Annotated in this window: 11 protein-coding genes; 8 read left to right on the top strand and 3 right to left on the bottom strand. The window is 74.0% G+C overall.

Annotation, left to right across the window (positions count from 1 at the left end):
- Nucleotides 1-43: 43 nt before the first annotated feature.
- The 7 genes from ACPYOM_RS05795 (at nucleotide 44) to mnhG (ending at nucleotide 7,532) form a co-directional block, all read left to right on the top strand.
- Nucleotides 44-742, top strand: coding sequence for a hypothetical protein (locus ACPYOM_RS05795; RefSeq protein ID WP_481345242.1), 699 nt, complete (start codon nucleotides 44-46; stop codon nucleotides 740-742).
- A gap of 76 nt (nucleotides 743-818) precedes the next feature.
- Nucleotides 819-3,752, top strand: coding sequence for a Na+/H+ antiporter subunit A (locus ACPYOM_RS05800; RefSeq protein WP_481345243.1), 2,934 nt, complete (start codon nucleotides 819-821; stop codon nucleotides 3,750-3,752).
- Entirely contained in the window at nucleotides 3,749-4,294 is a 546-nt protein-coding gene (locus tag ACPYOM_RS05805) for a Na(+)/H(+) antiporter subunit C (RefSeq protein WP_481345244.1), read from the top strand. The genes ACPYOM_RS05800 and ACPYOM_RS05805 overlap by 4 nt, the downstream gene beginning before the upstream one ends.
- The gene (locus tag ACPYOM_RS05810) at nucleotides 4,287-6,008 is read left to right on the top strand and encodes a Na+/H+ antiporter subunit D (RefSeq protein WP_481345245.1); all 1,722 of its coding nucleotides are present in this window, start codon (nucleotides 4,287-4,289) and stop codon (nucleotides 6,006-6,008) included. Before ACPYOM_RS05805 ends, ACPYOM_RS05810 begins: the two co-directional genes overlap by 8 nt.
- The gene (locus tag ACPYOM_RS05815) at nucleotides 6,005-6,781 is read left to right on the top strand and encodes a Na+/H+ antiporter subunit E (protein WP_481345246.1); all 777 of its coding nucleotides are present in this window, start codon (nucleotides 6,005-6,007) and stop codon (nucleotides 6,779-6,781) included. The genes ACPYOM_RS05810 and ACPYOM_RS05815 overlap by 4 nt, the downstream gene beginning before the upstream one ends.
- Nucleotides 6,778-7,158 carry an MrpF/PhaF family protein gene (locus tag ACPYOM_RS05820; protein WP_481345247.1) on the top strand — a complete coding sequence of 127 codons (381 nt, stop codon included), beginning with the start codon at nucleotides 6,778-6,780 and terminating at the stop codon, nucleotides 7,156-7,158. The genes ACPYOM_RS05815 and ACPYOM_RS05820 overlap by 4 nt, the downstream gene beginning before the upstream one ends.
- Nucleotides 7,155-7,532 carry a monovalent cation/H(+) antiporter subunit G gene (mnhG, locus tag ACPYOM_RS05825; RefSeq protein WP_481342251.1) on the top strand — a complete coding sequence of 126 codons (378 nt, stop codon included), beginning with the start codon at nucleotides 7,155-7,157 and terminating at the stop codon, nucleotides 7,530-7,532. Before ACPYOM_RS05820 ends, mnhG begins: the two co-directional genes overlap by 4 nt.
- Nucleotides 7,533-7,776: 244 nt before the next feature.
- Here the strand turns inward: mnhG and ACPYOM_RS05830 are convergent, their stop codons facing one another.
- Nucleotides 7,777-9,525 carry a GMC oxidoreductase gene (locus ACPYOM_RS05830; RefSeq protein ID WP_481345248.1) on the bottom strand — a complete coding sequence of 583 codons (1,749 nt, stop codon included), beginning with the start codon at nucleotides 9,523-9,525 and terminating at the stop codon, nucleotides 7,777-7,779.
- Between the two features lie 59 nt (nucleotides 9,526-9,584).
- Entirely contained in the window at nucleotides 9,585-11,735 is a 2,151-nt protein-coding gene (locus tag ACPYOM_RS05835) for an acyltransferase family protein (RefSeq protein WP_481345249.1), read from the bottom strand.
- A gap of 247 nt (nucleotides 11,736-11,982) precedes the next feature.
- Between ACPYOM_RS05835 and ACPYOM_RS05840 the strand changes: the two genes are divergently transcribed.
- Entirely contained in the window at nucleotides 11,983-13,662 is a 1,680-nt protein-coding gene (locus ACPYOM_RS05840) for a glycosyltransferase family 2 protein (protein WP_481345250.1), read from the top strand.
- On the opposite strand, the gene ACPYOM_RS05845 is transcribed toward ACPYOM_RS05840, so the two are convergent.
- Nucleotides 13,578-13,912, bottom strand: a 335-nt coding sequence (locus ACPYOM_RS05845) for a CDP-glycerol glycerophosphotransferase family protein (protein ID WP_481345251.1), incomplete at its 5' end; no start/stop codon positions are given. The two genes, ACPYOM_RS05840 and ACPYOM_RS05845, sit on opposite strands and share 85 nt — an antisense overlap.

A 13,912-nucleotide genomic window follows, 5' to 3' on the forward strand; every position in this document is an offset into this window, starting at 1 on the left:
GTGGTCGCGCGGTCCCGTTGCGGTCGTGCCAGACTCGGGGCCCATGCACGGCCGGACGACCCCTCCCGCCCGCGGTGCCGCGGTCCGCGCGCGCCCGGTGCCCGTCGCCGTCCTCGGTGCCGTCGTCGCCCTCGTGGCGGTCGCGGTCTCGGGCTGCGGCGCCACCGACATCCCCGCCCCGACCACGACCGTCACGGTCGTCGTGGACCCGCCGGCGTCGGGGCCGGGCACGACCGGCTCGGCCTCACCCGGCACGACGCCCGTGCCGACGCAGACCGCGACGACGACGGCCGTGCCGACCGCCCTGGCCGCCGGGCCCCAGCGCGGCGCTCCCCACTCCTTCGCCGAGGCGGCCGCGCGCGTCGCCGGCGCGAAGCCGGCCGCCGGCGTCACGTCGGCCTTCGTCAGCCCGAGCGGCAACCTGCGCTGCGTCGTCACCGGGGGCTCGTCGGCGCCCGCCTGCGAGGTGGTCGAGGGCCGCGTCGCGCCGCCCCAGGCCGGGCTGTGCCCGCCGGGCGGCGCCCCCGACATCGGCCGCATCGAGCTGACCGCGCGCGGCGCGGTCCCGGTCTGCAACACCGACGCGGTGGCGCACGCCGACGTGCCCACGCTCGGCTACGGCGCGCGGACGTCTGCGCCCGGGCCCGTGCAGTGCCTCAGCGAGGAGGCGGGCGTCACGTGCGTGGACCGGGCCGGCCGGCACGGGTTCTTCCTCGCCCGCCGGACGTTCGTCACCTTCTGAGCCGGCCTCGGGGCTCGGCCCACCCGCGGGTGGCACGTAGGATTGGGGCTCACGACCTCCGGGCCGCCGGACGCGCGTGGACGACCTGCCGACCGACGACCGAGGGGCCGCCGTGGCGCACCTGCTCATCCTCCACCTCGCCGCGGCCCTCGTCGCACCCCTTCTCGCGAGGTCGCTGCGGACCCGGGCGTTCGCGGTGCTGGCCCTCGTCCCGGCGGTGTCGTTCGGCTGGCTCGTCTCGGTGGGGGCAGACGTCCGCGACGGCCACGGCCCGGTGGAGCGGGTGCCGTGGGTACCGGGCCTCGGCCTCGACCTCGACTTCCGGCTCTCGACCCTGCAGTGGGTGCTCGCGCTGCTCGTGACCGGAGTCGGTGCCCTCGTCCTGCTCTACTGCACGTGGTACTTCACCGACGACGACCCGACCCTGTGGCGGTTCACCTCGGTCTTCACGGCGTTCGCCGGCGCGATGCTCGGGCTCGTCCTGACCGACAACTTCCTCCTGCTCTACGTCTTCTGGGAGCTGACGACCGTCTTCTCCTACCTGCTCATCGGGCACAACCCCGCCAGCTCGACCAACCGCCGCGCGGCGATGCAGGCCCTCGTCGTCACGACCTTCGGCGGCCTGGCCATGCTCGTCGGCATCATCGCCCTCGGCGTGCACCACACGTACTCGATCTCGGGGTTGCTCGCCGACCCACCGCGCCTCGACACCGTCACCGTCGCCGCCGTCGTGCTCCTCCTCGTCGGGGCGCTGTCGAAGTCGGCCCTCGTGCCGTTCCACTTCTGGCTCCCCGGCGCCATGGCCGCGCCGACACCGGTCAGCGCCTACCTGCACGCGGCCGCCATGGTCAAGGCCGGCATCTACCTCGTGGCCCTCCTCGCCCCGGCGTTCGCGGGCGCGCCGGCCTGGCACGTCCTGACCCTGGGTCTGGGCCTGCTGACGATGTCGGTCGGTGGCTGGCGGGCCCTGCGCCAGCACGACATCAAGCTGCTCCTCGCCTACGGCACCGTCAGCCAGCTCGGCTTCATCGTCGCCGTGACCGGGCTCGGGACCCGCGCCGCCGGGCTCGCCGCCCTCGCCCTCGTCATCGCGCACGCCCTCTTCAAGTCGACGCTGTTCCTCACCGTCGGGGTCGTCGACAAGGCCACCGGCACGCGCGACCTGCGGCTGCTGTCCGGCGTCGGTCGTCGGCTGCTGCCGGTGTCGGTGCCGGCCTCGCTCGCGGCGCTGTCGATGGCCGGCGTCATCCCCCTCGCCGGCTTCGTGTCGAAGGAGAGCGCGCTCGAGTCGCTGTGGCAGGACGTCGAGACCGGGGTGCCGCTGCCCCCGGCGTACGGGTGGCTCGCCGTCGCCGGCGCCGTCGTCGGGTCGGCGCTGACGACGGCGTACACGGCGCGGTTCCTCTGGGGCGCCTTCGCCACGAAGCCGGGCCGGGCGCCGACGCCGGTGCGGGTGCCCCACCCGGGCTTCGTCCTCGCGCCGCTCCTGCTCGGCACCGGCAGCCTCCTGCTCGGTCTCCTCGCACCACTCGAGTCCGCGTGGCTCGTGCCGTACGCGGAGGAGCTGCCGCTGGGACCGCCGCCCGCGCCCCTCGCCCTCTGGCACGGGCTGACCGTGCCGCTGGTCCTGTCGCTCGTCTCGATCGCCGCGGGGCTCGTGCTCTTCTGGCGCCGCGACGCCGTGTCGCGCGCGCAGGCCGGTGTGCCCGCGCTCGTCGACGGTGAGCGCGCCTTCGCCCGCACGCTGCGGTGGGTCGACCGGGGCGCCGTCGAGACCACCGCCGTGACCCAGCGCGGGTCGCTGCCCATCTACCTGACCGGCATCCTGCTCGTGTTCGTCCTGCTGCCCGGGCTGGCCGCGGTCACCCAGGGACACCTGCCACGGGTCCGCTGGTGGGACAACGCCGGCCAGGCCGTCGTGGGTCTCGTCATCCTCGCGGCGGCGGTCCTCGTCCTCGTGACGCGCCGCCGGCTCACGGCCGTCATGCTCGTCGGGGTCACCGGCTACGGCGTCTCGACGCTCTTCATCGTCCACGGCGCGCCGGACCTCGCGATCACCCAGATGCTCGTCGAGACCGTGTCGCTCGTCGTGTTCGTCCTCGCGCTGCGGCGGCTGCCGACCAAGTTCACGCGGCACCGGCACTCGCCCGCCCGGACCTGGCGCCTCGCGCTCGGGGCCGCCGTCGGCTGCTCGGTCGGGGCCATCACGCTCGTCGCCGCCGGCGGTCGCTCCACCGACCCGGTGTCGGCGGGGTTCCCCACGCAGGCCTATGCGTTCGGCCACGGCAAGAACATCGTCAACGTCACCCTCGTCGACATCCGCGCGTGGGACACCCTCGGCGAGGTGTCGGTGCTCGTCGCGGCCGCCACCGGAGTCGCGAGCCTCATCTTCGTCCGGACGCGCAACACCCGCCTGTCGCGCGCGAGCGCCAAGGACCTGCCGGCGAGCAACCCGACGCGTGGCACGTGGCTGCAGGGCGGGCGGACGCTGCGCAAGGAGAAGCGGTCGGTGATCTTCGAGGTGGTGACCCGGCTCGTCTTCCACGTCATGCTCGCCGCGTCGCTGTTCCTCCTCTTCTCCGGCCACAACCAGCCCGGCGGCGGGTTCGCCGGTGGGCTCGTCGCGGGTCTGGCCCTCGTCGTGCGCTACCTCGCCGGCGGCCGGTACGAGCTCGACGAGGCGGCGCCGTTCGACGCCGGACTCGTCGTCGGCCTCGGCCTGCTCGTCGTGGTCGGCTCGGCGCTCGCGCCGCTGGCCTTCGGCGGCACCGTCCTCGAGACCACGGCTATCGACGTCACGCTCTGGCCGTGGGGCGAGGTCCACCTCGTCACGTCGCTGCTCTTCGACGTCGGCGTCTACCTCATCGTCGTCGGGATGATGCTCGACATCGTGCGCAGCCTCGGCACCGGCATCGACCGGCAGATCGCCGAGGAGACCGACGCCGAGCCCCTCCCGGCCGTCGCGCCTGCCGCGCCTGCCGCGCCCACCAACCCGCGGGTGCAGCCATGACCGCGCTCGCACCCCTGCTCATCGAGCGGACGCTCGAGCCGAACCTCACCCTCGTCCTCGTCACGGCCGGCCTCGTCGCCATCGGCACCGCGCTCGTCCTGGACCGCAGCCTCGTGCGCGTCCTGCTCGGCGTCGTCCTCATCGGCAACGGCGTCGCGGTGCTCTACCTCGTCGCCAGCGGGCGAGCGGGGCGCGCGCCGTTCGTCGGCGAGGACGCGGCGTCGATCAGCGACCCGCTCCCCCAGGCGATGGTGCTCACGGCCATCGTCATCAGCCTGGCGACCGTCGGCTTCCTCCTCGCGCTGTCCTACCGGCTCTGGCAGATCTCCGGTGCCGACGACGTGCCGGACGACGCCGAGGACGCCCGCATCCTGCGCCTCGCCGAGGAGGACTCGACCTCGGAGACCTACGACCCGTCCGAGGCTCCGACGACGACCTCCGACGAGGACGCCCGCGAGGACGTCCACGAGCACGCCCACGAGGACGCCCACCAGGACGCCCACGAGGACGTCCCGACCAGAGGGGGTGGCGGGCGTGGCTGAACCGGGCCTCGCGAGCGTGGCCCTCGTCGGTGCGGACCTCGTGCCCGACCTGCTGCCGCTGCCGGTCCTGCTGCCGCTGCTCGGGGCGGCCCTGACCCTCGCGGTCCGCCGCACGCCCTGGCTGCAGCGGGCGACGAGCATCGCCGTGCTCACCGCGACCGTCGCGGTCGCCGGCGTCCTCGTGTGGCAGACCGACGCCCACGGCCCCCAGGTGCTCTGGCTCGGTGCATGGCAGGAGCCGCTCGGCATCTCCCTCGTCGCGGACCGCCTCAGCGCCCTGATGCTCCTCGTGTCCGGCGTCGTGACCCTGCTCGTCCTGCTCTTCGCCATCGGCCAGGGTCACGCCGACGAGGAGGAGGACGACGACAGCCCACCGCTGTCGATCTTCCACCCGACCTACCTCGTCCTGTCGGCCGGCGTCGCCAACGCGTTCCTCGCCGGTGACCTCTTCAACCTCTTCGTCGGCTTCGAGATCCTGCTCTTCAGCTCCTACGTCCTGCTGACGCTCGGCGGCTCGGCCGCGCGCATCCACGCCGGCACGACGTACGTCGTCGTCAGCCTCATCAGCTCGGCCCTCTTCCTCGTCGGGATCGCCGCCGTCTACGCCGCGACCGGCACCGTCAACCTCGCCCAGCTCGCGATCCGGGTCGAGGGCCTGGCCCCCGGCGTCGCCCTCGTCCTGCAGCTGACGCTGTTGACGGCGTTCGGCATCAAGGCGGCCGTCTTCCCGATGTCGGCGTGGCTGCCCGACAGCTACCCCACCGCGCCGGCACCGGTCACCGCGGTGTTCGCCGGCCTGCTGACCAAGGTCGGCGTCTACGCGATGATCCGGGTACAGACCCTCCTCTTCCCGGCCTCTCCGCTGCAGGACCTGCTCATGTGGGCCGCGCTCCTGACCATGATGGTGGGCATCCTCGGCGCGGTGTCGCAGACCGGCCTCAAGCGGATCCTGTCCTTCACCCTCGTCAGCCACATCGGCTACATGGTCTTCGGCATCGCCCTCGCGGGCCCGCACGGGACCGCCGGCGCGATCTTCTACGTCACGCACCACATCACCGTCCAGACCGCCCTCTTCCTCGTCGCCGGTCTCGTCGAGCGACACGCGGGAACCACCTCCCTCGACCGCCTCGGCGGTCTCGCCGCATCGGCCCCGGTCCTGGCCGTGCTCTTCTTCGCGTCGGCGATGAACCTGTCGGGCATCCCCCCGCTGTCGGGGTTCCTCGCCAAGGTCGGGCTGCTCGACGCCGGGATCGAGCTCGGTACGCCGCTGGCCTGGGTGCTCGTCGTCGGCGGCGTCGTCACGAGCCTGCTGACGCTCTACGCGCTGACGAAGGCGTGGAGCCAGGCGTTCTGGCGCTCCCGGCCGGAGGCCTCTGAGGCGTCGGACGCCTCGGACGCCTCGGACGAGCCGGACGCCTCGGACGAGCCGGGCGCGGTCCGGCCGACGATCCGTCCGGGCGGCTCGGCACCCGGCCCGGTGGCCGCCGCCACCCGCGGCAGCGTCGCGGTGGCCTCCGAGGTGGGTGGTCACGTCCGAGCCCCGAGGCCGCTCCCGCGGCTCATGGTCGGGGCGACCGCCGCGATGACGGCCGTCGGGCTGCTCATCACGGTCGTCGCCGGTCCGCTCTTCGGCTACACGCAGCGCGCGGCCGAGGACCTGCACAGCCGCCGGCCCTACGTGACGACGGTCCTGCCGCCCGAGGTGCGCCGATGACACCACCCCCACCACCCACCGACGGCGCCGACGCTGCCGACGCTGCCGACGCTGCCCGCGCCACCGGTGCGACCGGCAGCGGCGAGGGGCCTCGCCGTCGCCGCCGGGCGTTCCAACCGCGCGCCGTCGCCGCCATCGCGGTCGTCTGGGTGCTGCTCTGGGACCGGGTCTCCCTCGGCAACCTCGTCAACGGCCTGCTCGTCGGGCTCCTCGTCACCTGGGCGTTCCCGCTGCCCTCCATCGTCTTCGCCGGGCGCGTCCGGCCCCTGCGCGTCGCCTGGCTCGGGGCGCGCTTCATCGGGGACCTCGTCGTGGCGTCCTGGCAGGTGCTGCGCCTCGCCCTGCGACCCGGCCGTCCCCGCAACGCTGTCGTCGGGGTGCAGCTGCGATCACGCTCCGACCTCTACCTGACGATCACCGCCGAGCTCGTCGCGCTGGTCCCCGGGTCGGTCGTCATCGACGCGAGGCGCTCCAGCTCGGTGCTGTACCTGCACCTGCTCGACGTCGGCAGCGAGGGCGCCGTCGACGCGGGCCGCCGGCACGTGCTCGCCGTCGAGGCGCGGGTGGTCCGCGCCTTCGGCTCGGACGCCGAGATCGCGGCGCTCGAGACCGCAGCCGCCGCCGATCCCGAGGGCACCGGACGCGTCCCCGCCGAACGCCCCGTCCAAGGACGGGCCGAACCCGCCGAACCCCCTGTCGGAAGAGACGTCGAAGGCCCGGACGAGCCCCCCGACCAGCGCCCCGACCTCACCCCCGGAAGGGAGGACGCGTGAGCACCATCGCCCTCGCCGCCCTCGCGATGCTCGGCGTCGCCGCCGTCATCGTCCTCGTCCGCATCGCGCGCGGGCCGAGCAACCTCGACCGCATCGTGGCCACCGACATCCTCCTCGTCGTCGTCATCGCGGGGGTGGCGCTGGAGTCGGTGCGTCAGCGCACCGCCACGTACCTGCCGCTGCTCGTCGTGCTCGGGCTCGTCGCCTTCGTGGGCGGTGTGGCGATCACGCGGTTCCTGTCGCGGGACCGCGACGACGACGCCGTCGGCGGTCCCGCCGACACCCGCGAGACCACCTACACCACCGACACGGCCGAAGCCGTCGGCCGCGTCCGGCCGACGCCACCCCCGACCCAGGACCCGGAGGAGGCGCCGTGAGCGGGCCGCAGTGGGTGCTGTCCACCCTCGACGCGCTCGGCGGCGTGTGCCTGCTGCTCGGCGCCCTCCTGTGTCTCGCCGGCGCCATCGGGCTCGCGCGGTTCCCCGACACGCTCTCGCGGCTGCACGCCGCGACCAAGCCGCAGAGCCTCGGCCTGTTCCTCGTCCTGCTCGGTCTGGCCCTGACGCTTCGGACGTGGGCGGCCGTGACGACGCTCCTGCTCGTCGGCGCGACACAGTTCCTCACCGCCCCCGTCTCCGCTCACCTCGTGGGCCGCGCCTCGTACCGCAACGGCAGCGTCGACCGCGAAACGCTCGTCGTCGACGAGCTCTCCGAGGCTCTCGAGCGCTCGGGCTGGGACCCCACCCGTTGAGGCCGGCCCCGACGCCGAAGGTCCACGTCGGCGAACGCGTCGGAGATTGGCGAGCCGAGCCCGTAACCCCGGGACTTCGCCGTCGTTGGTCAGCGCGGTGCAGGGCTGTTTCTCGACCGGTTGCCAGCCCGTGCGCCAGGGGTGGGGCCGTCTCTGAGGGGTGACGGCTCCACCCGCCACGGTCGCGGGCCCGCACCATCCACCCCAGCGGGCCCGCGACCCCGCTCCCGTCGCGCTGCGGTCGTCAGGCGGGCACGAGTCGGTACGGCTCCCCCTGGGCGGGGCGCCGGTCCGGCTCACCGGCCGCCGGCCACAGCGACATCGCCCGCTCGGCCTGGGCGGTGATCGTCAGGCTGGGGTTGACCCCGAGGTTGGCCGACACCGCGGCGCCGTCGACGACGTGCAGCCCGGGGTAGCCCCAGACCCGGTGGTACGGGTCGACGACACCGGTCCCGGGCGAGTCGGAGATGACCGCACCGCCGAGGAAGTGCGCCGTCATCGGGATGTCGAGGATCTCGCCGATCGACGAGCCGGGCCAGGCGCGCTCGCCCGTGCCCTGCTCGAGCCGCCGCGCCATGGCACGGACCGCCTCGTTGCCCTCGGGGATGTAGGTCGGGTTCGGCTCACCGTGCCCCTGCATCGAGGTGAGGTGCCAGCCGAACAGCCCCCGCCGACGGCGAACCGTGATCGAGTTGTCGCGCGACTGCATGACGAGCGCGATGACGGTGCGCTCGCTCCAGCGCCGGCTCGACAGCGAGCGGGCGAAGATCGTCGGGTGTCGCAGCGCCTGCCCGGCGAAGCGCACCCAGCGCGGCACGCGCCCGCCGCCGTCGACCTGCATGACGGCGAGCGCGCCCATGAGGTTGGAGCCCCTTCCATAGCGGACGTTCTCGACGTGCGTCGAGTCGGACACGTGGAAGCTCGACGTGATCGCGACACCCTTCGTCAGGTCGGCCCCGCGTGGCACCCGCTGCGTCATGGCCCCGCCGAGGGCTTCGGAGTTGGTCCGCGTCAGGTGCCCCAGCCGGTCCGACAGGTGCGGCAGCCCGTCGACCCGCATCGCCTGGAGCAGCTGGGCGGTCCCCCAGGCGCCCGCCGCGACGACGACCTGGCCCGCGGTCACGGTCCGGGCGCCCGAGCGCCGGGGGCCCCACGCGCCCGACCGCACGGTCGTCACGGCGTAGCCGGCCTCCGGGCGCGCGGCGTCCAGCGGCCGCAGCCGCGTGACCGTGCGCAGCGGCTCGACCGTGACCCCGCGCCGCTCGGCGAGGGCGAGGTAGTTCTTGACGAGGGTGTTCTTGGCGCCGACCCGGCAGCCGACCATGCAGTTGCCGCACTCGGTGCAGCCCGTGCGCTCGGGCCCCTCGCCGCCGAAGTACGGGTCGGGGACCCGCCGCCCGGGCTCACCGAAGAAGACGCCGACGGGCGTCTTGCGGAAGGTGTCGGCGACACCGAGGTCGGCGGCGACGTGACGCATGACCTGCTCGACCGGTCCCTCGCACGGGTTGACCGTGACCCCGAGCATCCGCTGGGCCGTCGCGTAGTGCGGGGCGAGCTCGGCCCGCCAGTCGGTGATGTGGGCCCACTGGGCGTCGCGGAAGAACGCCTCGGGTGGCACGTACAGGGTGTTGGCGTAGTTGAGCGACCCACCACCGACGCCGGCGCCGGCGAGGACGAGGCAGTCGGGCAGCCGGTGGATGCGCTGCACCCCGAAGCAGCCGAGCCGGGGCGCCCAGAGGTACCGGCGCACGTCCCAGCTGGTGCGTGCGAAGTCCTCGTCCTCGAAGCGCCGGCCCGCCTCGTACACGTGGACGCGGTAGCCCTTCTCCGCCAGGCGCAGGGCCGCCACGGAGCCGCCGAACCCCGAGCCGATGACGACGACGTCATGGTCCCACCGGCCGGCCCGGGTGTGCCGACGGGCGCGCCCAGCGGGCTCGCTCGGCTCGTCCGGTGCGTCCTGCGCCACGCCGTCGGGGCTCGCCTCGGTGCTCATGGCACCGACCCTAGCCAGCCGAGGGGTCGCAGGCTACCGACAGTAACCTGCCTCACGCGTCAGGCGCCGGGGACCCCCGCCAGCGCGCGGCGCAGCGCCTCGGACACCTCCGGGTAGAGGGTCATGGAGAACGAGGTCGTCATGTGGCCGTGGTCGAAGTACGTGATGAGGCCACCGAGGACCGCCGGGCACGTGCCGTCACGGCAGAGCAGGTCGGTGACCTCGAGACGGGTCACCGCGGGGCCCGATCGCTCCGCCGCTGCGTCGGCGAGCGGGTCGGGCTCGAGGCCGGTTCCGGGGCCGACCTTCTCCGTGGTCGCGCACCGGGCCACGTCGTCGGGGTAGCGGGCCACGCAGTCGGGCACGCTCGAGGCCGCACCCGGCGTGTCGCGGATGACGAGGACGCGCGCCCCGGCCCGGACGAAGGTGTCCATGACCCGGTTGTAGGCGGCCTTCGCGGTCTGCACCTTCTTCACTGCGGGCACCCCGGCGAGCGGCTGGAACGTGCGGTCCGACATCACGACGAGGTCGTAGCCGCCAGAGGAGATGCGGTCGCGGGCCCACTGGTTGTAAGCCATGCAGTTGTCCTCGAGAGCCTTCGTGCCGAAGGAGACCGGAATGTCGACGGAGTAGCACTCGGAGGCGATGTAGGTGTCGACCCGCCAGCCACGGTCCTTCGCCGTGCGCAGGATCGGCGGGAACCACTGGCCGGCGTGCGAGTTGCCGTAGAGCGCCACCCTGACCGTGGCGTTCTTCGGGCCGTAGCTGCACACCTTCCGACGCGTGAAGGGACGGTTGTTCCAGCAGTCGTCGGCGTACACCTGCGGCTTGTCGTCGGCGGCGCGGACCGGGTTGGTCAGCATCGCCACCTCACGCCCCGCGCAGGCGGCGTTGCGGTAGTAGTCGGCGCCGACGCAGGCGGCAGCGGTGTCGATCGGGCCGGCGGTCTGCGCCTCGGCCCGCGCGATGGCGACGTGGGCGGCTCCCGCCACGCCGAGGGAGGCCGCCAGGCAGACGGCGAGCAGGACGAACGAGCGCCTCGTGCTGCGGGCGATGCTCGGCGTGAACCGCATGAGGTCCTCGACCCAGCGCTTGGTCAGACCCGACAGGACGAGCACGAGGCCGAGCAGGAGCATCTTCTGCCACCAGCGGACGTTGTCGTCGTCGAGGACGAACGGGGCGATGACGATGGCCGGCCAGTGCCAGAGGTACACCGAGTAGGAGACGTCGCCGAGCCACTGGACCGGGCGCCGCGACCACAACGCGTACGGCCCGGGGCGCAGGTCGTCGGACCGGGCCGCGATGACGGCGGCGGTGCCGAGCGTCGGCAGGAGAGCCGCGACGCCGGGGAAAGGAGTGGCGCCGGTGAAGGTCCACGCCGACCAGCCGATGGCGACCAGGCCACCCCACAGCAGCACGGACCGGCCCAGCCTGCCGCGCAGCCGCAGCCCCGCGTGCACCGCCGCGGCGAGGGCGGCCCCGACGCCGAGCTCCCAGATGCGCGTCGTCGAGACGAAGTAGGCCTGGGCGGCGTCCTCCTGCGTGAACCAGGCGGAGAACGCGAGTGAGGCGCCGCTGACGACCGCGATGACGGCGAGCGGCGCGAAGCGGAAGGACCGGCCGAGGCGGCGGCAGACGAGGAACGCGAGGCCGATGAGGACCGGCCACATGATGTAGAACTGCTCCTCGACCGACAGCGACCAGTAGTGCTGGGTCGCCGAGTGCAGCTGGTCGGTGGCGAGGTAGTCGGTCGAGGTGAGGGCGAGGAACCAGTTCTCGACGTAGAGCGCCGAGGCGATGACCTCGTTGGCCACCCGCTCGTGGACCGTCTGCGGCAGCCACAGCAAGCTCGCGCCGAGCGTGACGACGAGCACGAGGGTGGCGGCCGGGATGAGCCGCCGCACCCGGCGGGCCCAGAAGGCGAAGAGGTCGGAGACCCGCCGGATCGGCCGTTCGAGCAGGTGCAGGGTGATGAGGAAGCCGGAGATGACGAAGAAGACGTCGACACCGATGTAGCCGCCCGTGAGCCGCTTGGGCCAGAAGTGGTAGAGGACGACGAGGGCGACCGCGATGGCGCGAAGCGCCTGGATGTCCTTGCGCGGGCCGGCCGGGACGGCGCGCTGCGGGGCGGAGGGGCCGGGCTGCTCGCGCGGGGTCGCCTCGGTGACCCCGCCGACGATCGCGGGGCTCGCTGCGTCGGGTGCTGCCAAGGACTGCTCCGTGCTCTCGGCCGGCTCGCGGCCGGTGCGTACGCGGGCGCGGCGGCGCGACGAGGCGCCGTCCGGGCCGGGATGGACCTCGACAACCTAACGCACCAACCTTGGGCCCACCCAACCGCGCGCCGTGGGCGCCTCGAAGCCGCCGCGGGGCGGCCGGTGCGCCCGAACGCGTCGTTAGGATGGGCGCCGCGCCGCCCTCGCCCGGGCGGTTCGCCCCCTCCCCACGGAAGGCCCCGACGTGCCCCAGGACGCGGCCCTCGACGGCACGGCCGACGACCCCACCGACGGCGCACCCGCCGCCTCGGACGCGGCCGGGGACGCGGCACCGGCCCCGCTGCTCACCGTCATCTCGAACGTCTTCGACGACGCGGAGCGCCTGCCGCGGGCGGTCGCCTCGGTGCTCGCGGCCTGGGACGGGCCGGGCATCGAGGTCCTCGTCGTCGACGACGGGTCCACCGACGGCACGGGCGAGGTCGCCGACCGCCTCGCGGCGTCCGACCGCCGGGTCCGGGTCGTGCACCGCGGGGAGAACGACGGGGCCCCCGGAGCCCCGCGCAACCTCGGCATCGCCGAGGCCCGCGGCACGTACGTCGCGTTCTGCGACAGCGACGACGAGTACCTGCCGGGCACGCTCCGCCGGCTCGTGGACCTCGCCGTGGCCCTCGACGCCGACGTCGCGGCCGGCGGGGTCGCGCGCTTCAACGAGCGCACCGGTCGCACGACGCCGCTGCCGGCCACGGCCTACGTGTCCGGCCCGGTCGAGCCGCTCGCGCCGGGATCACCGCTCTGGCACGACACCATCGCCGTGGCCAAGGTCGTCCGGCGGGCGTTCCTGGCCGAGGAGGGCATCCGCTTCCCCGAGCGGATCCTCTACGAGGACCAGCCCTTCACCGTCGCGCTCTGGGCCCGGGCCCGCCGGATCGCCACGATGCCGGAGACGGTGTACCTCTGGTACGTCAACAACGTCGCCGGCGAGGAGTCGATCACGGCCCGCCGCCACGAGATCGCCAACTTCCGCGACCGGATCACCGCCAACCGAGCCATCGACGGCTACCTCGAGGGCCGCCCGGACCTCACCGCGGCGAAGCTGGACAAGTTCGTCCGTCACGACCTCGCCCTCTACGGCAAGGACCTCGACGCCCGCGACGCGGCGTACCGCTCGGAGTTCGTCGCCGCCGCCCGCGGCTACCTCGCCGACGTGCCCGCCGACCTGCGGGCAGGGCTCGAGCAGCCCTACCGGCTCGCGGTCCGCGAGCTCGTCGACGGCACGCCCGAGGCTGCGGTGGCGGCCTGCCTCTTCGCCTACCGGCGCCAGCACCTCGACCGGCCCCTGGACTGCCGTGCGGACCGCTGGTGGTGGCCGTACCGGACGCCGGAGGACAGCGGTCCGGAGCACGACCTCACCGACGTCGTCCGCTCCCGGGCGGTCCGGGGCCGGCACTTGGTCACCGTCACGGCCCTCTCGGTCGGCGGCGCGGGTGCCCGGCTGACCGTCGAGGGCGTCGTCGTCGACGGCGCCCGCACCCTCGGTCCGACGGCGGCCCTGCGACTCGAGCTCGTCGACCGCGACTCGTCGGCCGTCGTCGCGGACTGTGCCGTCCGGGTCCACGACGGCCGGTTCTCCGGCGCGCTCGTCCTGCCCGACGGGCGGCCCGGCCGCCCGGTCCCGAAGGCCTTCGACGTCAAGGCGTCCTTCGCCCGCCGCGGCCTCGCCGCGCGGGCGCTCGCGGCCCTGCGGGTCGTGCGTGCCGGGGCCGCGCAACCCGTCGAGGTGCCGGCAGGCTCCGACCTGCCGACGCTCGACGTGCCCGGACGCGACGGGCCGTGGCACGCCTACCGGACGCGCAACGGCAACCTGGCCCTGAGGCCCCTCGTCGCGGGTGCGACGTTCGCGGACCCGTCGAGGCCCTCGGACTGAGAACGCACCGACGGACGGTTCAGGGCCTCGATGGCGGCGGTGACCCGCTCGCAGCACCGCCCGTCACGCATCGGGAACGTCGCCTCGATCCGCGCCTGGTACTCCGGCGTCGCCGCATACCCGTGCTCGGCGATCTGCACGACCGCGCGCACCGCGTCCTCGGCCTTGTCCACGACCGGCCCGAAACCGTCCCGCCGGTACTGAAAGTACCCCCTGTCTCTTATACACATCTGACGCTGCCGACGACGGA

This window comes from Monashia sp. HAY1-2A, from assembly GCF_056755315.1.

Coding starts and splice junctions, on each gene's coding strand:
- ACPYOM_RS05830 (WP_481345248.1), bottom strand. CDS start 9,525: ATGAGCACCGAGGCGAGCCCCGACGGCGTGGCGCAGGACGCACCGGAC.
- ACPYOM_RS05815 (WP_481345246.1), top strand. CDS start 6,005: ATGACACCACCCCCACCACCCACCGACGGCGCCGACGCTGCCGACGCT.
- ACPYOM_RS05795 (WP_481345242.1), top strand. CDS start 44: ATGCACGGCCGGACGACCCCTCCCGCCCGCGGTGCCGCGGTCCGCGCG.
- ACPYOM_RS05805 (WP_481345244.1), top strand. CDS start 3,749: ATGACCGCGCTCGCACCCCTGCTCATCGAGCGGACGCTCGAGCCGAAC.